The 21,719-nt window shown below is 70.0% G+C and carries 17 protein-coding genes; 5 read left to right on the top strand and 12 right to left on the bottom strand.

Features of this window, described 5'->3' with window-relative positions:
- The first annotated feature begins 72 nt into the window (after positions 1-72).
- Positions 73-1,473: an excinuclease ABC subunit UvrC gene (locus tag RIC11_RS11225; protein ID WP_350211252.1), complete on the top strand. Its 1,401-nt coding sequence runs from the start codon at positions 73-75 to the stop codon at positions 1,471-1,473.
- Positions 1,474-1,507: 34 nt separating this feature from the next.
- Entirely contained in the window at positions 1,508-2,887 is a 1,380-nt protein-coding gene (locus tag RIC11_RS11220) for a glycoside hydrolase family 183 protein (protein WP_350211250.1), read from the top strand.
- A 33-nt stretch (positions 2,888-2,920) separates the two neighbouring features.
- On the opposite strand, the gene RIC11_RS11215 is transcribed toward RIC11_RS11220, so the two are convergent.
- The 6 genes from RIC11_RS11215 to RIC11_RS11190 form a co-directional block, all read right to left on the bottom strand.
- On the bottom strand, positions 2,921-3,967 hold the full coding sequence (locus RIC11_RS11215) for a zinc-dependent alcohol dehydrogenase family protein (protein ID WP_350211248.1): 1,047 nt from the start codon (positions 3,965-3,967) through the stop codon (positions 2,921-2,923).
- A 6-nt stretch (positions 3,968-3,973) separates the two neighbouring features.
- Positions 3,974-4,297 carry a type II toxin-antitoxin system RelE/ParE family toxin gene (locus tag RIC11_RS11210; RefSeq protein WP_350211246.1) on the bottom strand — a complete coding sequence of 108 codons (324 nt, stop codon included), beginning with the start codon at positions 4,295-4,297 and terminating at the stop codon, positions 3,974-3,976.
- Positions 4,294-4,563 carry a hypothetical protein gene (locus RIC11_RS11205; protein ID WP_350211244.1) on the bottom strand — a complete coding sequence of 90 codons (270 nt, stop codon included), beginning with the start codon at positions 4,561-4,563 and terminating at the stop codon, positions 4,294-4,296. The genes RIC11_RS11210 and RIC11_RS11205 overlap by 4 nt, the downstream gene beginning before the upstream one ends.
- Positions 4,564-4,683: 120 nt before the next feature.
- Entirely contained in the window at positions 4,684-4,953 is a 270-nt protein-coding gene (locus RIC11_RS11200) for a hypothetical protein (RefSeq protein ID WP_350211242.1), read from the bottom strand.
- Positions 4,954-5,004: 51 nt separating this feature from the next.
- Complete coding sequence (locus RIC11_RS11195) at positions 5,005-6,255, bottom strand: DUF1501 domain-containing protein (RefSeq protein ID WP_350211240.1); 1,251 nt, start codon at positions 6,253-6,255, stop codon at positions 5,005-5,007.
- Positions 6,256-6,482: 227 nt separating this feature from the next.
- Positions 6,483-8,270, bottom strand: a complete 1,788-nt coding sequence (locus tag RIC11_RS11190) for a DUF1549 domain-containing protein (protein ID WP_350211238.1) — start codon at positions 8,268-8,270, stop codon at positions 6,483-6,485.
- Positions 8,271-8,984: 714 nt separating this feature from the next.
- On the opposite strand from RIC11_RS11190, the gene RIC11_RS11185 reads away from it, so the two are divergent.
- A complete protein-coding gene (locus tag RIC11_RS11185) occupies positions 8,985-9,308 on the top strand; it encodes a hypothetical protein (RefSeq protein ID WP_350211236.1) in 324 nt (107 codons plus the stop codon).
- Between the two features lie 130 nt (positions 9,309-9,438).
- Here the strand turns inward: RIC11_RS11185 and sdhB are convergent, their stop codons facing one another.
- Positions 9,439-10,290: a succinate dehydrogenase iron-sulfur subunit gene (gene sdhB / locus RIC11_RS11180; protein ID WP_350211234.1), complete on the bottom strand. Its 852-nt coding sequence runs from the start codon at positions 10,288-10,290 to the stop codon at positions 9,439-9,441.
- 273 nt (positions 10,291-10,563) lie between these two features.
- On the opposite strand from sdhB, the gene RIC11_RS11175 reads away from it, so the two are divergent.
- Positions 10,564-10,911, top strand: coding sequence for a winged helix-turn-helix domain-containing protein (locus RIC11_RS11175; RefSeq protein WP_350211232.1), 348 nt, complete (start codon positions 10,564-10,566; stop codon positions 10,909-10,911).
- Between the two features lie 197 nt (positions 10,912-11,108).
- On the opposite strand, the gene sdhA is transcribed toward RIC11_RS11175, so the two are convergent.
- From sdhA to RIC11_RS11150, 5 genes are all read right to left on the bottom strand, one after another.
- On the bottom strand, positions 11,109-13,097 hold the full coding sequence (sdhA, locus tag RIC11_RS11170; protein ID WP_350211230.1) for a succinate dehydrogenase flavoprotein subunit: 1,989 nt from the start codon (positions 13,095-13,097) through the stop codon (positions 11,109-11,111).
- Positions 13,098-13,148: 51 nt separating this feature from the next.
- Positions 13,149-14,039 (bottom strand): succinate dehydrogenase cytochrome b558 subunit, encoded by an 891-nt coding sequence (locus RIC11_RS11165; RefSeq protein WP_350211228.1) that lies wholly within the window; start codon positions 14,037-14,039, stop codon positions 13,149-13,151.
- A 250-nt stretch (positions 14,040-14,289) separates the two neighbouring features.
- The gene (locus tag RIC11_RS11160; RefSeq protein ID WP_350211226.1) at positions 14,290-15,918 is read right to left on the bottom strand and encodes a tetratricopeptide repeat protein; all 1,629 of its coding nucleotides are present in this window, start codon (positions 15,916-15,918) and stop codon (positions 14,290-14,292) included.
- Positions 15,919-16,217: 299 nt separating this feature from the next.
- Positions 16,218-16,964 (bottom strand): hypothetical protein, encoded by a 747-nt coding sequence (locus RIC11_RS11155; protein WP_350211224.1) that lies wholly within the window; start codon positions 16,962-16,964, stop codon positions 16,218-16,220.
- A 444-nt stretch (positions 16,965-17,408) separates the two neighbouring features.
- The gene (locus RIC11_RS11150) at positions 17,409-19,163 is read right to left on the bottom strand and encodes a S41 family peptidase (RefSeq protein WP_350211222.1); all 1,755 of its coding nucleotides are present in this window, start codon (positions 19,161-19,163) and stop codon (positions 17,409-17,411) included.
- 820 nt (positions 19,164-19,983) lie between these two features.
- Here RIC11_RS11150 and purH point away from each other — a divergent pair.
- The gene (gene purH, locus RIC11_RS11145; RefSeq protein WP_350211221.1) at positions 19,984-21,567 is read left to right on the top strand and encodes a bifunctional phosphoribosylaminoimidazolecarboxamide formyltransferase/IMP cyclohydrolase; all 1,584 of its coding nucleotides are present in this window, start codon (positions 19,984-19,986) and stop codon (positions 21,565-21,567) included.
- The last annotated feature ends 152 nt before the right edge of the window (positions 21,568-21,719 follow it).

Genomic DNA, 21,719 nt, shown 5'->3' with positions numbered 1-21,719 from the left:
TTCCCAACTCCGAGGCCTTCTCCGAAACGCTTGCTGCGCCTACGGTTACGTAGACAAGGAGAGCGCACAGCGATGGCGGACGACCGCGACGCGACCACGATCGAGACCACCCCCGCGGGCGACGACGGCGCCGCGCCGGACGCCCTGCCGAAGACCCAGCCGGAGTTCTTCGCGCGGGCCGCGGAGAAGGTCCGCACCAAGTTCCCCACCACGCCGGGCGTGTACCTGTTCCAGGACCAGAAGGGGCGGGTCCTGTACGTGGGCAAGGCGAAGAACCTCCGCGCGCGGGCCGGCAGCTACTTCCTCAAGGCGGCCGCCGACGACCACCGCACCGCGCAGCTCGTGCAAGAAGCGTACGACGTCGACTACCTCGACGCGGACAGTGAGGTCGACGCGCTGTTGATGGAGTCGCGGCTGGTCAAGGACATCCAGCCGAAATTCAACCGCGAGCTCCGCGACGACAAGTCCTTTCCCTACCTGCAGATCACCACCCGCGAGGACTTCCCGCGGGTGGAGATCACCCGCGAGCCGCGTTCCTCCGGCGTGAAGCTGTACGGGCCGTTCACGAGCGTGTACGCGCTGCGCGGAGCGATGCAGGTGCTGCAGAAGGTGTTCAAGTTCCGCACGTGCAGCCTCGACATCGACGAGGGCGACGAGCGTTGGCGGTGGTTCCGGCCTTGCCTGCTGGCGTCGATCGACCAGTGCACCGCGCCGTGCAACCTGCGGGTCTCGAAGGAGGAGTACCGCAAGGAGATCGCGCGGCTCCGCACGTTCCTCGAGGGGGGCCGCAAAAAACTCTTGCGCGAGCTCAACGCCGAGATGGAGCACGCGTCGGCCGAGCTGCGGTTCGAGAAGGCGGCCCGCCTGCGCGACGAGATCCGGTTGCTCGAGCGCCTCGACGAGCGCGGAGAGCTGGAGGAGGACGTGCAGCCGGAGGTGTTCTATGTCGACCCGAAGAAGGGCCTCGCGGGCTTGCAGAAGGTGCTCCGGCTGCCCGAGCAGCCCCGGGTGATCGAGGGCGTGGACATCGCGCACCTGGGCGGCAGCGAGACGGTCGCGTCGCTCGTGCAGTTCATCGACGGCCTGCCCTTCAAGCCGGGCTACCGCCGGTTCCGCATCCGCGACGTGGAGGGCGTCGACGACTTCGCCAGCATCCGCGAGGTCGTCGCGCGGCGCTTCGGCCGCTTGGAGAAGGCCGGCGAAGCGTTCCCCGACATCCTCCTCATCGACGGCGGCAAGGGCCAGCTCTCGCGCGGCATGCAGGCGTTCGAGTCGCTGGGGATCGAGCCGCCCACGGTGATCTCGCTCGCCAAGAAGGAAGAGCTCGTGTACCGCCCCGGCGACAGCGAGCCGCTGCGGCTCAGCCGCCACTCGTTCGCGCTGCGGCTCTTGCAGTACGTGCGGGACGAGTCGCACCGCTTTGCTCAGCACTACCACCATTTGCTGCGGCGGAAGCGCACGCTGGGTGAGTAGAGTGGTGCGTCCCACGCTACCCAGAGAGCGAAGCATGACGCCCTCCCCGACGGGCACAGCGCCGCTGCTGTTCACGCTGATCGCCGCGATCGCAGCCCCCGCGGCGGCGATTGAACCAGCGCAGATAAAGGTCGTCGACGACCAGAACGGCTGGCCCGTGCCGCTCGTGGAGCTCACCACCACCCACCACGTGACGCTCGTGACCGACAACGCGGGCGTGGCCGCGTTCGACCTGCCGGAGCTGATGGGCGAGCCGACGTGGCTGACGGTGAAAGCACACGGGTACGGCGTCGAACCGGACGGCTTCGGCTACGAGGGCGTGCGCGTCACGCCGCGGCCGGGCGAGACCCTCAAGATCCGTGTGAAGCGCGAGCTGCCTGGCAAACGCCTTGGGCGGATCACCGGCGCGGGGCTGTTCGGCGAATCGCAGCAGCGGAACCTCGGCGACGCTCGGAAGGAATCAGGCGTGCTCGGCTGTGACAGCGTGCAACTGGCCGAGCACCGCGGCAAGCTGTTCTGGCTGTGGGGCGACACCACGCTCGCCCGCTACCCGCTCGGCCGCTTCCACATGACCGGCGCGACCACGCCGCTGCGGCCGCTGGATCGGTTCGAGCCGCCGCTCGGCATCGCTTACGACTTCTTCCGCGACGCCGACGGCGCGGTGCGGGACGTCGCGCGCATGCCGGGCGAGGGGCCCACGTGGCTCAGCGGTCTGGTGTCGCTCGCCGACGCCGACGGCCAGGAGCGCTTGGTGGCGACCTACTCGAAGATCGACCCGCCGCTCGACTCGTACGAGGTCGGCCTCTGCGTGTGGGACGACGAGCACGCTCGCTTCACGCCGCTGAAGACCCTCTGGCGGAAGTCCGACGGCCCACCCAAGCCGCCCCCCGCCCCGCACGGCCACGCGGTCCGATGGACCGACGAGTCGGGCGCAGAGTGGGTGCTCTTCGGCGACCCTTTCCCGACGCTGAAGTGCGCCGCCGATTTCGACGCGTACTCCGACCCGCAGCGGTGGCAGGCGCTCGCCCCGCAAGCCGACGTCGCCTCTCGGTCGGGGCGCCGGGTGACGCCGCACCGCGGCTCGATCGCTTTCAACGCGTACCGCGGCAAGTGGATCACGGTCTTCTGCGAGCAGGGGGGCGAGCCGTCGTACCTGGGCGAGCTGTGGTACGCGGAGGCCGACTCGCCGGTGGGCCCGTGGGGCGACGCGCAGAAGGTCGTCACGCACGACAACTACACGTTCTACAACCCGCGGCTGCACCCGGAGTTGGTCGACCACGGGTCGCCGATCGTCCTGTTCGAAGCGACTTACACGGCCGCCTTCGCCGCCGGCGCCGAGCCCACGCCGCGGCACGACTACAACCAGATCCTGTACCGGCTGGACCTCGACGAGATGTTCGGCGAGGCGCCCTAGCGGCTATCGAACCGAGAACACACGGGGCGGGCGTCATAGCGATAGGTCGATCACTCTCACGCCCGCGCCGCCGTAGTCGCCCAGCGCCGCGAGGGCGGCCGGCGCGGCATTTAGCGGGATCGTGCGGTCGAGCAATCGCGTCGGGTCGAGCTTCCCCTCGGCTACGAGCCCCAGCATGGCCGGGTACGCGTGCGACGGAAGGCCGTGGCTGCCGACGATCTCGAGCTCGTAGGCGACGACCGGCCCCATCGCGACCGGCGGGTCGAGGTCGTCGCCGGCGAGCAGGCCGACCTGCACGTGCCGGCCGCGGCGCCGCAGGCACGCGAGCGAACCGGCCAGTGTGGCGCGGCTGCCCAGCGCGTCGATCGACGCGCGGGCGCCGCCGCCGGTCAGGTCGCGGATAGATTGGGCCACGTCGGGCGTCGTGGCGCCGTTGATCGTGTGGTCGGCGCCGAGCTGTGCCGCCAGCCGCAGCGGCTCGTCGCGCACGTCGACGGCGATCGTCCGCAGGCCGAGCGCGTGGGCGACCATCACCGCCGACAGGCCCACCCCGCCGCAGCCGTGCACGGCGAGCCACTGGCCCGGCCGCAGCGCGGCTTGCACAGCGACCGCGCGGTAGGCGGTCGCGAGCCGGCAGCCGAGGCTCGCCGCGGCGACGCTCGACATCCCGTCGGGCAACGCGACGAGGTTCTCGTCGGCGTACGGCAGCGCGACGTACTCCGCGTACGACCCCCAACCATGGAAGCCGGGCTGGAATTGGTTCGGGCAGACGTGCTGGTCGCCGGCCGCGCAGTACTCGCAGCCGCCGCAACCGCAAACGAACGGCGTCGTCACGCGCTCCCCGCCGCGCCACCGCCGCACGCCCGAGCCGACAGCGACCACCACGCCGGCCAGCTCGTGCCCCGGCACGTGCGGCAGGGCCGTGATGTCCGCGTCGTGCCCTTGCCAGCCGTGCCAGTCGCTGCGGCAGAGGCCCGTGGCCTCCACCCGAACGACCACCCCGCCGGCGGGCGGCTCGGGATCGGCGATGGTCGCCAGCTCCGGCGCGGCGCCGAACGCGTGGTAGAGGACGGCTTTCACGGGTGCCTACTCCCCGAGGTCGCCGGGTCTTGGCAAACGGCTCCCGTGTCGAAAGCCGACGACCACCACCGTGCCGCCCGATTCGTCGATCCGATAGAGCAACAGGTAGACCCGCATGATGATCAGCATCCGCACGCTGTAATCGACGTAGGCGTCCTCTGGCGCGAGGGCGCCCCTTTCGGGCATTGTCGCCAGCGAGTCGATCGACTGCTCAATCGCCTCGAGCACGCGGAGTGCGTTGGTTGGCGACTGCCGCATGTTGGCGATGTATCCGATTTGCTCATCGATCGCCGCTTTCGCCCGGAGCGTGACGCGGACGCGGTACCTCATGGCCCCTTGCGAAGGCCATGCTTTGTCGCGATGTCCGCGAGGGCTTCGCGTAGGTCCTCGGTCCTGCCGGCGGCCATGTCGGACTCGCTCTCGCGGAGCATAGCGAGGCTCGCTTGCAGGGCGTCCGCCGAACTGCCCGCGGGGGTCGGCGCGTTCGCGATCCTCAGCAGGTGGTCGGCTGCAAACGCTGCGACATCCGAGTAACCAGCCGCGCGAGCGTGGCTGGCCAAACGCTGCTCGGCGTCGGCGGGAAGCGGGATATGCATATCGAAATCTTCTCTGCTCGAAGCCGATGCGTCAAACTCGCCGCCCAACGGCCATCTCCCCCGGCCGGCGTCGCTGCGTCTGTTGCGTCAGGGGATCGCCGACACCGCCCTGATTTGGTGTCACTCCGGCTCGCCCACGTCGACTTGCGACCAGTCCACCTGGCCCGGCGTGTCGAGGCGGTGGTCCTGCATCAGGCGGCGGGCCAGGTCTCGGTCGGACTCGGCCACCAGCACGCGGACCATGGCCGGCGCTTCGGCGCGGAAGCCGGCGATCGTGGCGCCGTCGTACTCGGCCCGCACGCCGTGCTCGGCCAGCGCGTCACGCAGCAGGATCGCGTCGGCCTCGGTCGGGACCTCGGTCAGCACGACGGGATCGGAGGAATCACTCATCGAAGCTTCCTTCCTTCTTGGCGGCCTTGGCGCTCTTGGCGTCTTGGCGGTTCAGAACAACTCCGCGATCGGCGTGCCCCCGCCGGCGATCTTCATCGGGCGGCCGCTCGTGCTCTTGAACTCGGTCTGGAGCGACAGGCCCATCGCCTGGCAGACGGTGGCCATCAGGTCCTCGGCCGAGTGGGGCTGCGACTCGACCGTTGTGCCGTCGGCCGAGGTCTCGCCCACCGCGAGCCCCCCCTTCAGGCCGCCGCCGCCGACGACCGCGCTCCACGCGCGGGCGTAGTGGTCGCGGCCGGCGTCTTCGTTGATACGCGGCGTGCGGCCGAACTCGCCCATCCAGAGGATCACCGTCTGGTCGAGCAGGCCGCGCTCGGCGAGGTCCGCCACGAGCGCGCCCATGCCCTGGTCGAGCTCGGGCAGCTTCTGGTCGAGCCGGTCGAAGCAGTTGTCGTGCAGGTCCCACCCGCCCAGGTTCACCTCGACGAACGGCACGCCGGCCTCGACCAGCCGGCGGGCGAGCAGGCAACTGCGGCCGAAGCCGCCTTGGCCGTACCGCTCGCGGACCTTCTCGGGCTCCGAGTTCACGTCGAACGCGGACATCTGGCTCGATTGCATCAGCGACACGGTCCGCTCGAGCACCTTCGCGTGCTCGGTCGCGGCCGGCCCGCGGCGCTGCTTGGCGAAGCGGCCCTCGATCTCCGCGAGCAACGCGAGCCGCTCCCGCATCCGCTCCTCTTCGACGAGGGGCTGCACGTCGCGCACGCGGCCGCTCGGGTCGACTTGCAGCGGCGCGTAGGCCATGCCGAGGAAGCCGGGGCCCTCGCTCGGACCGCCGATCGTCACGAACGGCGGGATCTCGAGACCCGCGAGCTGCGGCGCCAGCTCGTGCGCGATGACCGACCCGTAGCTCGGGTGCACAACGTTCGGGTTCGGCACGTAGCCCGTGTGCAGGTAGTACCGCCCGCGCGTGTGGTCCGCCTCGCGCGTGCTCATCGAACGGATCACCGAAAGGTGCTTCATCTGCTCGGCCACCAGCGGCAAGCGCTCGGTGATCTGCAGGTCGCCGGTGGTGGAGATCGGCTTGAGCGGCCCGCCGGTCGGCGCGCCGGGTTTGAGGTCCCAGATGTCGATCGTCGGGGGGCCCCCGCCCATCCAGAGGAGCACGCACGACTTGTGGTCGCGACGCAGCCGCTCGGCGGCCGCCTCGACCGTGCGCCCTAGTGCAAAAGAAGCCGCACCGAACGCCGCGCCGGCGGCCAAGTGGTCGAGGAAGTGCCGGCGGTTCATGCGGTAGTTCATGTCGGTGCTCCGGCCGTCGGGTGCGGGTGGCGCTGCCCGAGGCTAGCGCCTTCGGCTACAGGGGGTTGTCCGCGTTCTTGAGCCGAAGGCGCTAGCCTCGGGCGAACCCGTCTTGATTGTGATCACGAGTCGACGCCCTGGCGAGGTCTTGGCGAAGCCAAGCCGAGACCGTTTTGGAAACTCCTGGCGAGGTCTTCGTCGCGGACAAGCCGAGACCGCTTATCAACTCAATGCTGGAGGATGAACTCGTTGCTGTTCAGCAGCGCCCACCACACGTCGCGCAGGGCCTCGGCGGCGTCGCCCCCGCGGGCCGCGAGCAGTCGGTTGCACACGGCCAGCTCGTTGCGGTCGGGCTTCCTGGCGAGCGCGGCTAGGTAGAGCCGCTCGACGCGGTCGGCGTTGGTGAGTGTCGGGTCGGCGGCGACCGACGAGAGGAAGCCTGAGGGCCGCTTCGGCTGCTTGCTGTAGGAGCCCGACGCTTCGCCCTCTTCCCACCCGCCCCAGCCGAGCTCGGTCGCGCGGCGCACCAGCTCGCTGTTCATCATCGCCAGCGACTGGGGGATCGAGCCGTCGAAGGAGGTCGACTCGCCGTTCTCGTCGTTGCCGAACGCGGTGGTAAACTGGCGGAGCCAACGGTCGCGCGCCTGTTCGCGGCGCTCGTCGGAGAGCATCTCGTCGGCGCGGGTGGCGGTGATGAGCGACTCGTAGATCTGCTCGGCCGTGAGCTGCCGCAGGTAGAAGCGGTTGAAGAGCGGCACGGCGCCGGCCGCGGGGTCGTGTTCTTCGCCGGAGCGCGGCGCGCGGCTGTCGAGGCCGTAGGCCTCGCTGAGGAGGATCCACCGGGTGAGCCGCGACAGGTCGTAGCCCGTGTCCTGGAACGCGTCGGCGAGCGTTCCGAGCAGCTCGGGGTGCGACGGTGGGTTGTGCGCGCCCATGTCGTCGACCGGGCGGGTGAAGCCGTAGCCGAGGTAGCGGCCCCACTCGCGGTTGACCGCGGCGCGGGCGAAGTCGGGCGAGGCGGCGATCAGGCCGGCGAGCTCCTCGCGGCGGTTCACGAGCGCCAAGCGGCCGCTGTCGCCGTGGTCGTGGCCGCGGTCCTTGAACACGCCGGCGAGCGAAGTGCCGTCGATGAAGACCGGGTAGGCGACCTTCAGCTTGCCGTTGCGGAGCTCGTAGTAGGTCTCGGCCGCTTCGGGCTGGCCCGGGGCGAGCGACACGGCGGCCATCGGGCCGCGGCCCTCGCCGTAGAAATCGCGGTCGACGAGGCGGGCCTTCGCACGCTGGCCAGGCTCGCCGCGCACGCGTTCGGCGCGGGTTTGGCGGAAGAACGCATTGAGCTCCCAGAACTGGTTCTGCCGGCCCTCGTTGAACGGGTGGTTGTGGCACTGCGTGCACTGCACGCTCACGCCGAGGAAGACCTGGGCGGTTTTGGCGGTCGCTTGCACGCCGCCGTCGTCCATCTTGTCGGCCAGGTAGTTGGCGGCCGGGTTGTGGTCTTCGTCCTCGGGGCGGACGCTGCCCACGGCGGTGACGAGCTGGGTCATCAACTCATCGAGCGGCCGGTTCTCGGCGAACGCGGCGCGAAGGAACCCCTCGAACGGCTCGCGAACGACGAGCGAGTCGTTGCTCCGGCCGCCGGTGCGGCCGATCAGTAGGTTGGCCCACTGGGTGGCGAGCCAGCGTGCTCGCTCGGCCGTGTAGGCCTCGCCGAGCAGTTGGTCGACCAACCACTCGCGGCGCTTTGGCTTGGGCTGCTGGGCGAACGCCGTGAGCTCGTCGAGCGTCGGCACACGCCCCACCACGTCGAGGTAGACCCGCCGCGCCCACGCGCCGTCGGGCGCGGGGCGGGCGGGCTGCACGCGGGCGTCGGCCCAGGCTTCGGACAGCGCCGAGTCGATCTGCCGGACGATGGCCTGGTCGTCGGCTGTCGCGCCACAGCACGACGGCAGGGATCCGACGCCCGCCGCAACGGCGGACGTCAGGGCAACGGCGACGCTGACAATCGGGCGACGCATCAAATGAATGAAGCCGAACGCTTCGTGGCCGGGGGGCGGAGGAGGACGCTTACTCAGCTACCAATCCTACGCGGCCAGGAACTTCCACGGTAAAGGAAGTCGCCTCAGAAGTCGCGGTGTAGGGCTTTGTCGAGCGTCGGCGGAGTGTTCAATCCTGCATTGCACGCCAACAGTGTTGCAATATTGAACGCATCAAAACGCAACAGGCGGGTCGGGGTCGCCTGTTCCGATCGACCCCGAACCCGCCTTGGTTGAACAGAATCTAGTGCGACACACGGCTAGGTACGGCGGCTTGCCGCGTGTCGTAACCTCTTCTCCTTCAAGGGATTCCGTTAACCGTTGCGTTTGCCTCTCGTCTGCCGACCCCGTGAGCGCCTCAACTCGTTCCGGCCCAGTAACAGCACATGGAACCGAGGGGATCAGCATCTGACGGTACCCTTCTTTGCAACGAATGTGCCAATAACTGCACTGCCAATCGAAAGGAAGAGTCATTCGGACATCAATATGTCCACAATTTGACCTCTTCCTGAAACCGCCTGAGCGGGTGCTGTTGGGCGGTGCGTGACGTAAACCGCCATTTTGAAGGCCTTTACGAGAAGCGGCCGTCCTTGGCGCCGCACGTGCCATTCCTCAAGGCAACCAACCCGCGAGCGGCCGTGCCTGGCCGCCGACCCAGACCTCGCCGCTGCGGCGGCGCCACAGGAGGAAACAGAAATGATTCGGTTTACGAAACGCGCTGCGAAGCGCTCCCTGATCGTCGGCGCTGCATTGCTGGCCGGCGGGCTGCTCACGTTTGGCGGAGCGAGCGAGGCCGACGCCGGCCATCGCCATCGCTGCGGCGGCGGCGGCGGCTGGGGTTACGGCCCCGGCTACTATGCTGGCTACGGCGGCGACTGGGGCGGATACGGTCCCAGCCATTACGGCTATCACCGTGGCCGCGGCGCCATCGTGACGCCGGTGTACGGCTACAACTCGTTCTACCGCGGTGGCCCGGCGTTCTACGGCGGCCGCGGCGTCGGGATTTCGATCGGGTTCTGATCGCCCGCCCCGTGACCGAGGCGCCGCGAGCCGGCGTCCGCACCCGATGAAGCAAACGAAGCCGGCGCGGCATGGCGAGTCCATGCGGCGCCGGCTTTCGCTGTTTGACGCTCCGGGCCCCGCGTCCGCTCTAGCGGTCGAAGAACTTCTTGATGGTGTGCACCGTGACCTGGCGTCCGGCTCGCGCGATGGAGCGGGTCAGCGGGATCGCCTTCGGGCACACGGCCACACAGTTCTGGGCGTTGCCGCACGCGTGCACGCCGCCGGGGCCCATCAGGGCTTCGAGCCGCTCTTCGGCGAGCATCTTGCCCGTGCCGTGTTCGTTGAACAGCATCGCCTGGCTAATCGCCGCGGCCCCGATGAAGGAGGTGTCGTACGCGGCGTTCTTGCGGGCCTCGAACTGCTCGTCGCTCTCGCCGGGCTTCCGCTGGAGCTCGACCTTCGTGTACTGGGGGCAGGCCTCGAGGCAGCAACCGCAGGTCATGCACTCCGACAGGGGGTAGCGGACCTCCTGCGACTCCTGGGACTCTTTCGGACCGGCGCCGCGGTCGAGGTAGTCGTCGACCGGCACCCACGCGTCGACCCGCTCGAGCGACCGGAACATCCGCTGGCGGTCGACCACCAGGTCGCGGAGCACGGGGAACTTGGACATCGGGCGCAGCTCGATCTCGCCCGGCTTCTCTTCGAGGAGCCGGTCGACCAGCGCCGAGCAGCTCTGCCGCACGCGGCCGTTGATGACCATCGTGCAGGCGCCGCAGACCTCTTCCAGGCAGTTGCAGTCCCAAGCGACCGGCGAGGTCTTCTCGCCGGCGGCGGTCTTCGCCATCCGGGCGATCTTCTGAAGCACGCTGATGACGTTCAGGTTCGGCTCGTACGGGAGCCGGAACCGCTCCCACCGCGACGGCTCGCCGGGCGCGTTTTGGCGGAGGATGCGGACGTCGAAGCTCGAGGGCTTCGCGTGGTCTTTATTTGGAGCGATCATGCTTGGCAGCGTCGTGGCCGCATAGGGTTCATCGGTTGTCCCGGCAATTTAAGGCCGCCAGCGGCCCGCCGCCAGCGCCTGTATCGGCTTAACCGCAGCGCTGGGGCGGGATTTCACGGGCTATGGGGTGTCTCGACGGGCGGTCGGGGCGTTACGATCCGCATGTCGGGCGCCGCCCCTGCACCGAGGCGGCGCGTCCGGCCCGCGGCGCGAGCGTCGCGGCCCGCCGCCATCCCGCGTCCCCCGCCCCCCCCGATCCCGCGCCAGACCATCATGGCCAAGAAGACCAGCAAGCGACTCCCGCCGACGCCCACCGCCGTGAAGCCCGTCGCCAAGGCGACCGCCGTGGAGAAACCGGCGGCGAAGAAGCCGGCCGCGGCGAAGGCCCCCACGCCGAAAGCCGCCGCGCCCAAGCCGGAGTTGTGCGACGAGCAGATTGGCTACGCGGCCGGCGAGGTCTGGGGCGTGCTGAACGGCGCGGCGCCGATGACGCTTGCGGCGCTGAAGAAGGCGATCGACCGGCCCGCCGAGACCACCCTGCTGGCGCTGGGCTGGCTGGCCCGCGAGGGGAAGGTCACTTTCGCGCCGAGCGGGCGTTCGGTGAAGGTGTCGCTGAAGTAGGGGCCGGCGACCAAACGTCGAGGCCTAGGCGCCGGCCGAGAGCTGCAGAGGCGCCTAGTGCCCACGTCCGATGGGTGAGCCTAGTTGTGCGCCCGAGCCTCGGGCGGGCTGACGCCCGAGGCTCTGGTCCTCCTTCTCCTCCGACGCGAGTGAGGGGCTCACGCCCGACGCGAGTGAGGGGCTCACGCCGCAGCGAATCAGGCCATCGCCGGCTCGGCCGCTCGGGCGGTGTCTTGGGCGGCGGCGCGTTCCTTCCAGACCTCCTCGATGACCTCGGCGCCGACCAGCCCGTAGAGCCTCGGGCGGGGCGGGATGAGCGAGGTGTCGACGTCCTCGTAAGTGATGGTGGGCTCGCCCGACGCGTCGAAATCGGCGATCGAGGTCTTGAGCCACTTGCGGTTCTTCTCGACGAACGCGTCGCACCACCGCTCGGCCTCGCGGCGGCGTTCGGCCGGGTCTTCGGCCGTGATGCCGGGCATCGCGAAGTCGGGCTTGTAGTGGGCCCCGCGGCACTCGTCGCGCGCCAGCGCGCCCTTGAGCAGCGCCTTGGCGAGGGGGAACATGTCGCGGAGCGTCTTGGCGAACACGACGTTTTGGTTCGTCCACGCGCCGGTGTCGGACAGGCTGCAGCGTTTCGCCCGCTCGCACAGCTCGTCGACCTTCTCGATCGCGGCGGCGATCTGGTCGTTCTTGCGGACGACCAGCGCGGCGCGGGTCATCTCTTCGCCGAGCTGGTGGTGGATCTCGTAGGGGTTCTCGTCCCCCTCGCCGGCGCCGCGGACGAGCGCGTCGTGCTCCCGCTGCTCGTCGGCCAGGGCGGTGCGGTGCAGCGGGTCATACTTCTCGTCGGTGGTGCTCGCGTCGAGCGAGTCCATCATGGCCTTGATGCCCGGGGCGACGAACAGCCCGGTGAAGATGCACGACAAGAGCGAGTTCGCCCCCAGCCGGTTGGCGCCGTGGTACTGGTAGTCGCACTCGCCGATCGCGTAGAGCCCCGGCACGTTCGTCTGGTGGTTGCGCGGGTTGGCCGGGTCGAGGCCGCCATCGGCGCTGCGGGCGTAGTCGGCCCAGAGGCCGCCCATCGAGTAGTGCACGGCCGGGAAGATCTTCATGGGCACGTCGCGCGGGTCGACGCCCTGGAACTTCTCGTAGATGTGCAGGATGCCGCCGAGCTTGCGGTCGAGCTCCTCGCGGGGGATGTGCGTGAGGTCGAGGTAAACGCACTGCTTGTCCGTGTCGACCGACAAGCCCTCGTTCACGCAGACGTTGAAGATCTCGCGGGTGGCGATGTCGCGCGGCACGAGGTTCCCGTAGGCCGGGTAACGCTCTTCGAGGAAGTAGTAGCGCTCCCCGTCCGGGATGTCGGCCGGCTCGCGCGGGTCGTGCGGCTTACGCGGGACCCACACACGGCCCCCCTCGCCGCGGGCCGACTCGCTCATCAGGCGGCACTTGTCGGCGCCGGGGATGGCGGTCGGGTGGACCTGGATGAACTCGGCGTTGGCGTAGCGCACGCCCGCCTGCGCGGTGCGGCTGGCGGCCGATCCGTTGCAGGCCATCGACATGGTGCTGCGGCCGTACAGCAGGCCGCACCCGCCGGACGCGACGACGACCGCGTCGGCCTTGAACACGCGGATCTGCATCGTCACCAGGTTCTGAGCGACCGCGCCGCGGCAGCGGCCGTCGTCGTCGAGGACCGGGCCGAGGTAGTCCCAGCCCTCGTACATCTCGACGAGGCCGGCCGCCTTGTGCCGGCGGACCTGCTCGTCGAGGCCGTACAGCAATTGCTGGCCGGTCGTCGCGCCGGCGAACGCGGTCCGCTTGAACAGCGTGCCGCCGAACCGCCGCTGATCCCGGAAGCCCTCCTGCGTGCGGTTGAACGGCACGCCTAGGCGGTCCATCAGGTCGATGACCTTCGGCGCCCAGTAGGCCATCTCTTTGACCGGCGGCTGGTGCTGCAGGAAGTCGCCGCCGTACACGGTGTCGTCGAAGTGCAGCCACTCGTCGTCGCCCTGCTGGCGGGTCAGCGAGTTCACGCTGTTGATCCCGCCTTGGGCGCACGCGCTGTGCGATCGCTTCACCGGCGTGAGGCTCATCAGGTCGGTCTTCACCCTCAGCTCGGCCAGCTTCATCGTGCAAGCCAAGCCGGCCAAGCCGCCGCCGACCACGAGGACGCGTTGTTCGCTCATTTTCGTGTTCCCTAAATAAGGCGGGTGGCGCCTGCTCGTTGGCGGCGGCGGTCAGTCGCCGGTTTCGGTTGACTCGGGGGCGTCCTGGCCGGGCTCGACCGGCTCCAGGCCGTAGGTGCGGGCCGGCAGGTCGTCCCCTTCGTGGACCTTCTTGTGCGAGTCGGCCGGGATCAGGCCGGCCTCGACCTTGTACTTGAACATCTGCTCCTCGATCTGCCGCGCCTGCTCGAAGCCCTCGCCGGACCCGACGCCGACCATCCCCACCAGGGCGGAGAGCCCCACCGCCAGCAACGCGAAGCCGAAGACCCCGCACGCGTAGAGGGCCTTGCGTTGCGCCGCGGCGCTGGTCCAAGCCCCCCAGGTGATGCCCATCGTCCAGAGGCCGTTGGCCAGGTGGAACACGCTGGCGACGATCCCCACCGCGTAGAAGGCGATGATCAGCGGGTTTTGCAGCGCGGCGCCGGCCGTCGAGGGGGCGTTGAAAGGGGCGAACTTGGCGCCGCCCAGCGGCTCGGCCATCGCGAGCCACCAGTCGAAGTGCAGCCACCCGTGCATGTGGAACACGTGGTAGAGGATGAACACCAGCGCGACCATGCCCGACGCCCGCTGGAGCGTGTACCGCCAGTTGGCGCCGTACGCGTAGTTCGACGTGTTGGGCACGCCGGTCGTGACGATCCACACGCCGACCACCGCGTGGAAGATCAGCGGCAGGAAGATGAACAGCCACTCGACAAGCGGCAGCAGCTTGCCCAAGCCGTGGATCCGGTAGACGTTCTCCTGGAACGTCTCGGGGCCGTTGAGCACGCTGGCGTTGGTCACCAGGTGCACGCACATGAACGCCCCAACCGGGATCAGTCCCGAGAGCGAGTGCAGCCGCCGTATCAAGAACTCGTGTCGGACGAAAAACGACGTGCTGCTAGCGATCGAACCGGCCTCGGACACCTCGTGCCCCCATTTGAGCTACGCGCGACGGGAAGACGGCCGCGTCGGGCGAGGCTAACCGGGGGTCGGCCCCCGTGCTTAACGCCCCGCGGCGGCGTCGCGGCGCCCGCCGCGCCCCCTGAGGGGGACGCCGGGCACGGGCTCCGCTGGGGGGCGAGTATACGGCCTGCGGCCGCGGGCCGGAACACGGCGCCGGGCGCGGTGCGTCAAGCGGTCGCGGCCGGCCGCGGCTGGCGGCGGGCGCAAGGGCTTACTCGCCGAGCGTGGCGAGCCGCGAGCGGTACTCGGCCGCGAGGGCCTCTTGGCCGTCGGCGGCCAGCTCCTCGGCGGCCGCGCTGTACGCGGGCCGCAGCTCCGGGTCGAACTCGATCGCGTTGGTGAACGAGCGGATCGCCTTCTCCCGCTCGCCGAGCAGCGCTTGGGCTCGGCCGCGGCGGTAGTAGTTGGCCGCGTCGGTCGGGTTCAGGCGGATCGCCTCGTTGAAGTCGTCGATCGCCTTCTGGTAGTTGCCCAGAGAAAGGTGCGCCAGGCCGCGGTTCACGTAAGCCGGCGTGTAGCGGTCGCTCACGGCGATCGACTCGCCGTACGCGCGGATCGCTTCGCGGTACTCGCCGTTCTTGGCGTACGACATGCCCTTCCAGAGGTTCGAGCGGGGGCTGTCGAAGTTGATGCTGGCGGCCTGCTCGAAGTCCCGCACGGCGAGCCTCTCTTCGCCCAGGAAGTGGAAGCAGATGCCGCGGCGGAAATAGGCCTCGCCCTGGTTCGGGTCGATCTCGATCACCTGGCTGAACGACGTGACGGCGTCACCCAGGTCGCCTTGCAACCGCTCGGCGACGCCCTTCCGGAAGAGCGCGGCCATCCGCACGCCGAGCGACCGCATGTCCTCCTCGGGCAGCAACTCGATCAGCCTCTCGGCCGCCTTCTCGCTCTCGGCGTAGGCCGCGTCGGCCGCTTGCTCGTCGCCGTTGCGGGCCAGCTCCTTTCCCTTTTCCTCCAGCGCCGAAGCGAGGAACAGGTAGCCCTGAGCGAAGGGCATCGTGTCCTCCTCTTCCTCGGGCTCGTAGTTCTCGATCGACTGGCGGATGTCGGCGACCGCGGCGCCGTATTCCTCGGCCTGCAGGTTGATTTGGGCGCGGGTGAAGTAGGCGTCGTAGTTGTCCGGGTCGATCTCCAGCGCGGTCGCGATCGCTTCGCGGGACTTCTCGTACTTGAGCGTCGCGGCGTAGGCCCGGGCGAGCAGCACGTGGGCCTCGGACCGCTGCTCGTTTTGTTCCTCGGTGAGGCTCTCGCCTTCGGCGGCGCGCTCTTCGACGGCCGCGGCGGCGGCTTCGATGTACTTGGTGAGGGGCTTCTCGGCCATCTGCGCCCCGCCCAGGTAGACCAGCGCCTTGCCGTAGTTGAAGTTGATCTGCGGGTCGTTGCGGGCGATCTCCAGCGCGGCCTGCAGGTCCGGGTAAGCCTCCTCGTAGGCCTTGAGGTCCATGTAGATCTCGGCCCGGGCGTTCTGGATCTGCGGCAACAGGGCCGGCTGGCTCTGCGCGTACTGGAACGCCTTCTTCAGGTCGTCCAGGGCCGGTTCGTACTCCTCGAGCTTCGCGTAGGTCCGCGCCCGCAGCAGCAGCGGCTCGGGGCGGTAGGCGCCGCTCTGCTCGAAGGCCCGCACGACCGGCGTGAACGATTGCAACGCGGCCTCGTAGTTGCCGGCGTTGTATTGCTCTTGGCCCTGGGTCAGCAGGGCTTGGATCTGCTCGCCGGGCGTGAGGTCACCCAGCTCGGCGGGCGCGCCCTCGGGGGGGGCCACGTCCTGGGCGAGGGCGGGCGCCGCGGCGGCGAGGGCGAGCGCTAGGATCGATGGGCGAAGGATCGAGCGGCCGAGCATGACGGTTCGCTTCCCGGTGGATTGGCGGGGGGTGGGGTCGCTTGGGCGAGTGGGCGGGCGGCGCCGTCCGCTGGGGCCGATGCCCAGCAGGCGCCGAGCCCGCCGGGGAACTCGTTGAGCGAGTCTACCCCTTGCGACGCGTGGCCCCGGGGTCGAGTTCCACAGCCGACGGCGAATCGCTTCGCGCGGAGAAACGGATATGCCGGTCGCGACGACCGCGCAAGCCGCGCCGGCCCCCGAGACCTCGGCCACCGCCGGCGCTCACACGCCGCCCACCGGCCGCCCGATGCGGCGGCGGGTCACGGCTCGGTCAGCTCTTTGGCCGGCTGCGTGTCCTTCTTGCCGGCGACCGCTTTGCGGCCGTATCGCTTGGAGGTCTTGCAGTAGACCGTGGCGAAGGCCTCGGCGTCCTCGGGCGTGAACGCGCGGTCGATGGTCCGCTTCAGGCGGCCCAGCTCGTAGATGTGGACCACGTAGTTGGCCTGGGCGGCGGGGCGGCCGTACTCGTCCTCGTCGGAATCCGGGGCCGGGGCGTCGTCGTCGGAGTCGGCCGGCTTGTCGTGGCGACGCTTCTTGTCGCTGTCTTTCCCGCCTTTCTTCTCCCTACGGGGCTCGCCGCCGCGTTCCTCGTCAGCCGGCTCGTCGTCGGCCTGCTCTTTATCGGCGGCGTCTTGTTCGTCGAACAAGCCGGCGGCGAAGCCGCCGCTGGAGGGTCCTTTCTTGGGGGCGTCGGGCTTCGCAGGGCTTTGCTTTGCGCCGGCGCCCTTCTTGCCCTTCTTGCCAGCTTTGCCGGTGTCGTCCGCCGCTTGGTCGTCGGCGTCGTCGTCTTTCGCCGCGGCCTTCTTGGCTTTCTTTTTCTTCTTGGTGGTCGACTTCTTCGCGTCGGCCGTTTTCTTTGTCGCGGCCTTCTTCTTCGGCGCCTTCTTGGCGGTCTTCTTCTTCGCGCCCTTCTTTCCGGGCGAGGCGGTGTCGTCCGAGTCGTCGTCGAAGTCCACGTCGGCCTCGTCGTGGAACAGGTCGTCGTCTTCTTCGCGTGGCATCGGCATCGGGGTTTCTCCGCGGCGACCCGTTCTGGGCGCCGGATGAGTTGGTTTACGGTCCGCGCGGCGCCCGGGGGGTCGAACGAGTGACCGCGCTGAGGGCGCCGTCGGCTAGCGTCGCCACGGGCTAACGTAACGGCAATCGGGCGTAACGGCAGTCGGGCGGCGGGCCAGTCGCGCGGGAGGCCAATCGGCCCCACACCGGCGCTTCATCCCACTGACAGAATGCCGGCGGCGACGGGATCCCAGAGCGTGGACGCGCCGTCCCGGAGCCGAGCGATTGATCCGGCTCCGCAGCCCGCCTGCAACGGCCCCTTAAATATCCGTGGAAATGCGCGGCCGTGTCAACTCGCCCCGGCACCGGCTGGGCCCGCCACCGGCTGGGTGGCAAGCGGAATCGGCGAGCCGGCGCCCACCCCCCGACCTGAAAAGGCGTGCTACCGGCGCGGTTCAGCGGACGGCCGGCTGCTGCAACGCCAGTTTCGCCTGCTGCCGAGCGACCTGGATCGCCCGCACGAGGGCGGCGTCGTCGGCCGGCTCGGCGCCGCGGTAGCCGGTCGCGACCACATCGGCTTCGGCCGACACGAGCACGTCGGGGCTCACGCCGACCTTGTCGATTTCGCGGCCCAGCGGCGAGTAGAACTTGGCGGTCGTCAGCCGCACGCCGGCGCCCGACCGGGTCATCGGGAAGATGCCCTGAACCGAGCCCTTGCCGAAGGAGCGGTCGCCCACGATCGCGCCCCGGCGGTTGTCGCGGATCGCCGCGGCAAAGATCTCGCTTGCCGAAGCCGAATCGCCATCGATCAGCACGACCAGCGGCACCCGCCACGTGCCCGCACGGTGGGCGCGGTAGTCGAAATCCTCGCCCTCGCTGCGGCCGCGGGTCGAAACAATGGCCCCTTGGTCGACGAACTTGTCGGCCAGCTCGACGGCCGCGGTAAGCAAGCCGCCCGGGTTGCCCCGCAGGTCGATCACCAGGGTCCGCATCCCCTGCCGGCGCAGGTCCCACAGGGCGGACTCGACGTCGCGGGCGGTCGATTTTTGGAAGACCGGCAGCCGCATGTAGGCCACGCCGGCGGCCGCGTCGGTCAGCCGCGCGTCTTCGACGCTGGGCACTTCGACGTGCTCGCGCCGCACGCGGATCGTGCGCGACTCGCCCAGGATCGCGCCCTGCGGCGTGGGCTTGGCGGTGAGGTGGGCCGCCGCGTCGCCCTCGACCGGCGAAGCGACCGTCACGTACGCGTAGCTGCCTTCGTCGCCGGTCAGGAGGCTCGCGGCTTCGTCGGTCGTCAGGGTTGCGGTTTGTTGGCCGTCGACGGCCGTGATCCGGTCGCCGGGAGCGATACCGGCTTTCTCGGCCGGGCTGCCCGGGATGACGCGGACGATCAGCAACGCGCCGCCGTCGGCCTTCAGCTCGACTCCGAGGCCGACGAAGTTGCCCTCGATCTGCGAGTACACGTCGCGCAGTTGGCCGGGCGTGAGGAAAGCCGAGTAGCCGTCGAGCCCGCCGGCCGCCGCGGCGACGAACTCGAGCGTCCAAGCCGAAGCCGGCGCGCCCAGCTCGGCTTCGCCGAGCCGAGAGAAGTCCGACGCGAGCCGCAGGGCCTCCCGTGCGTTGCGCACCTGGCCCGCCGCCGAAAGCCGGTCGATCAGCTCTTGCCGCAGCCGGCCGACCGACTCGGCCGAAGGACGGATCCCGTGCTGGCTCAAGAAGCCCGGGTCGCGGGCCGCGATGAGCATCGCCTCGGCGCCGTCGCGGGTGAGCTTCGTCCACGGCGGCGCAACCACGTAGTGCGCCTGGATCTTCGACAACAGCTCGGCGTGCAGGTCGAGGGCGGCGGCCGTGTCGAGCTGGCCGAGCGTGTCGAGGTAGCTGGCGTCGGCGTAGCGGCGCTCGAGGCTGCTGTGCAGGCGGGCGATCCCGAAGCGCCGCTCCAGGCGGCGGTCCTCGGGGTTCTGCCGCATGGCCCGCTCGTAGTGGGCGACGGCGTCGCCCCAGCGGCCGCGGGACTCGAGCTCGAGCCCCTTCTCGAGCGCCGTGTCTGCCCTAGCGGGCAGCGCTTCGGCCGGGATAGCGACCGCCTCGCCCCGGCGGGGCGCGGCCGGGGCGACCGCCGGCGATTGGGCGTGGGCGGCCGCCGCGGCAAGGCCGACTAGCAGCAACAGCCCGCGCACAAAACGCGGCGTGATTCGACGCAGGGACATAGGCTCGTTCCGTCTCGCTGGGCAGGACTCCCGCCACGCGGACGCGGGGCTCGCCTGGGGCAGGCGGCACGGCGGCGTCGGGCGGCGGTGGGCGGCTCGATCGCGTCCGGAGCCGAGTCGCCAGCGAGGCCCAACTTGCGCCCTCGCTCGGTGCGCGGCGCCCGACTGGGGGGCGGCCTGCGGCGAGAGGGGCCGGTGACGGTTGGGACGCTCAGCGAGCCCGGGGGAAGGGCGACGGGAACGACGATCGAAGTGGCTACGCAGTCGGAGCGCGTCCCAGCACCGGCGCCGCGGCGGAGCGCAGCAGCCGGTTTCCGACAAATTCCCTGGCTCATGCCAAGGTCGAGGCCAACGGAATATAGATCGCGGTTCCGGGGCGGTCAAAAACGACGCGCGGCGGTTTCCTGAGGTTGTCGCCGCCCTCGGGCGGGCGACCCGCACAGGCCGCACGACGGTCCCCTCAGCGGGGGGATCGTCCGGCGAAACCGGCCTCGTCGGACCACCCCGTGTCGCGCCCTCACAGCGGGCGACGGCAAGAATCGGTCTGCGAGAGAGCCGCTTGGGGATGAGGCTTCGTGCCGCCAGGTTGCCCGGGCTTCTTCGCCCGAGCCGGAGCAACGGCTGGGCCCTACGACCCGAACCCTTGCGACTGGAAGTACGCCGCGGCCCGCCGCGCGGTTCGGTCGGATGCGGCGGGATCGTTGGCGCGGCCCGGCCAGCGGTGCTATCGTCCGCGACGCGGTCGCGCTTGGCGGGGTCCGCGGCCGGCCCCCTCTGCCTGGCGCCGGAGTTCGCCGTTCATTCCGCGGAGCGAGAGCCCATGTCGACGCAGCCGATCAAGCAAGCCTTGCTGAGCGTGAGCGACAAGACGGGTCTTGTCGATTTCGCCAAGCGACTGGCCGCGGCCGGCGTCGGGCTGCTGAGCACCGGCGGCACGCGCCGCGCGCTGGAAGAAGCCGGCCTCGCCGTCCGCGACGTGGCCGACTACACCGGCTACCCCGAGATGATGGACGGCCGCGTCAAAACGCTCCACCCACGCGTGCACGGCGGGCTGCTCGCACGCCGCGACAACCCCGGCGACATGGGGTCGGCCCGCGATCACGGCATCGAGCCGATCGACTTGGTCGTGGTGAACCTGTACCCCTTTCGCGAGGCGATCGCCGCGGGCGACCCGCCGGTGGAGAAGGCGATCGAGCTGATCGACATCGGCGGCCCGTCGATGGTCCGATCGGCCGCCAAGAACCACGCCTTCGTGGCGGTGGCCACCGACACGTCGCAGTACGACCAGATCGCCGGAGCGCTGGAGTCGGCCGGCGGCACGACGCTCGACCACCGCCGCCGCTTGGCGGCCGCCGCGTTCAAGCACACGGCCGAGTACGACGCGGCGATCGCCGGCTACTTCTCACGCCAAACCGCCGCGACCGAGTCGATCGATCGGGCCGAGTTGCCCGACCGGGTCACGCTGTCTCTGGTGAAGCGGGCGCCGCTCCGGTACGGCGAGAACCCCCACCAGCAAGCGGCCCTCTACGCGCTGGCCGACGCGCCGGCCGACTCCCTCGTGTACGGCGAGCAGTTGCACGGCAAGGAGCTGTCGTACAACAACTGGCTCGACCTGGACGCCGCGTGGGCCGCCGCGCAATCGCTGCCGACGCCGGGCGTGGCGGTGCTGAAACACAACAACCCGTGCGGCGCCGCGACGGCCGCCACCGTCGGCGAAGCGACCCGCCTGGCGTGGGAGGGCGATCCGGTCAGCGCGTTCGGATCGATCCTCGGCTTCAACGCGGAGGTCGACGCGGCCGCAGCCGAGTGCCTGTCCGAGCCGGGCAAATTCGTCGAGGCGATCGCCGCGCCGGGGTTCTCCGACGAGGCCGTTGAAATCCTCACGACCAAGCCGAAGTGGCGCAACAACGTGCGGCTGGTGCGTGTCGGCGCCGGCGGCGCCGGCGACCGCTTGGTGCTCCGCGCGGTCGACGGGGGCTACCTCGCGCAGACGGCCGACAACGGTCCGGACGAGGTCGACGCGTGGGAGTGCGTCACCGAACCCAGGCCTACCGACGAGCAGATGGCCGACCTCCGCTTCGCCTGGGCCGCTTGCCGCCACGTGAAGAGCAACGCCATCGTGCTCGCCCGCGGCGGCATGCTGGTGGGCGTCGGAGCGGGGCAGATGAGCCGCGTCGACTCGACCGAGATCGCCATCCGCAAGGCGGGCGACCGGGTCGCCGGCTCGGTGCTGGCGTCCGACGCGTTCTTCCCCTTCGACGACTCGGTCCTCTCCGCGCACGAGGCGGGCGTGGCCGCCATCGTGCAGCCGGGCGGCTCGAAACGCGACGCGGAGGTCATCGACGCTTGCAACCGCTGCGGCATGCCGATGCTCTTCACCGGCCGCCGCCACTTCCGGCACTAGAGCTTCGGGCTTCGGGCTTCAGCCTTCGGGCTTCGGGCTTCGGGCGCCGGGAGCCGGCGAAGAGACCCCAGCGGGCGTTGCCATCCTCCCCGAAGCCCGAAGCCCGCCGCCCCGAAGCCCCGCCGCGACGCGGCCCATCGCTTGTTCGTCGC

The sequence above is a fragment of the Botrimarina sp. genome (assembly GCF_040219535.1).
GTDB lineage: Bacteria > Planctomycetota > Planctomycetia > Pirellulales > Lacipirellulaceae > Botrimarina.
Note: the sequence above shows the minus strand (reverse complement) of the source record. Positions and strands in the feature narration are given on the sequence as shown.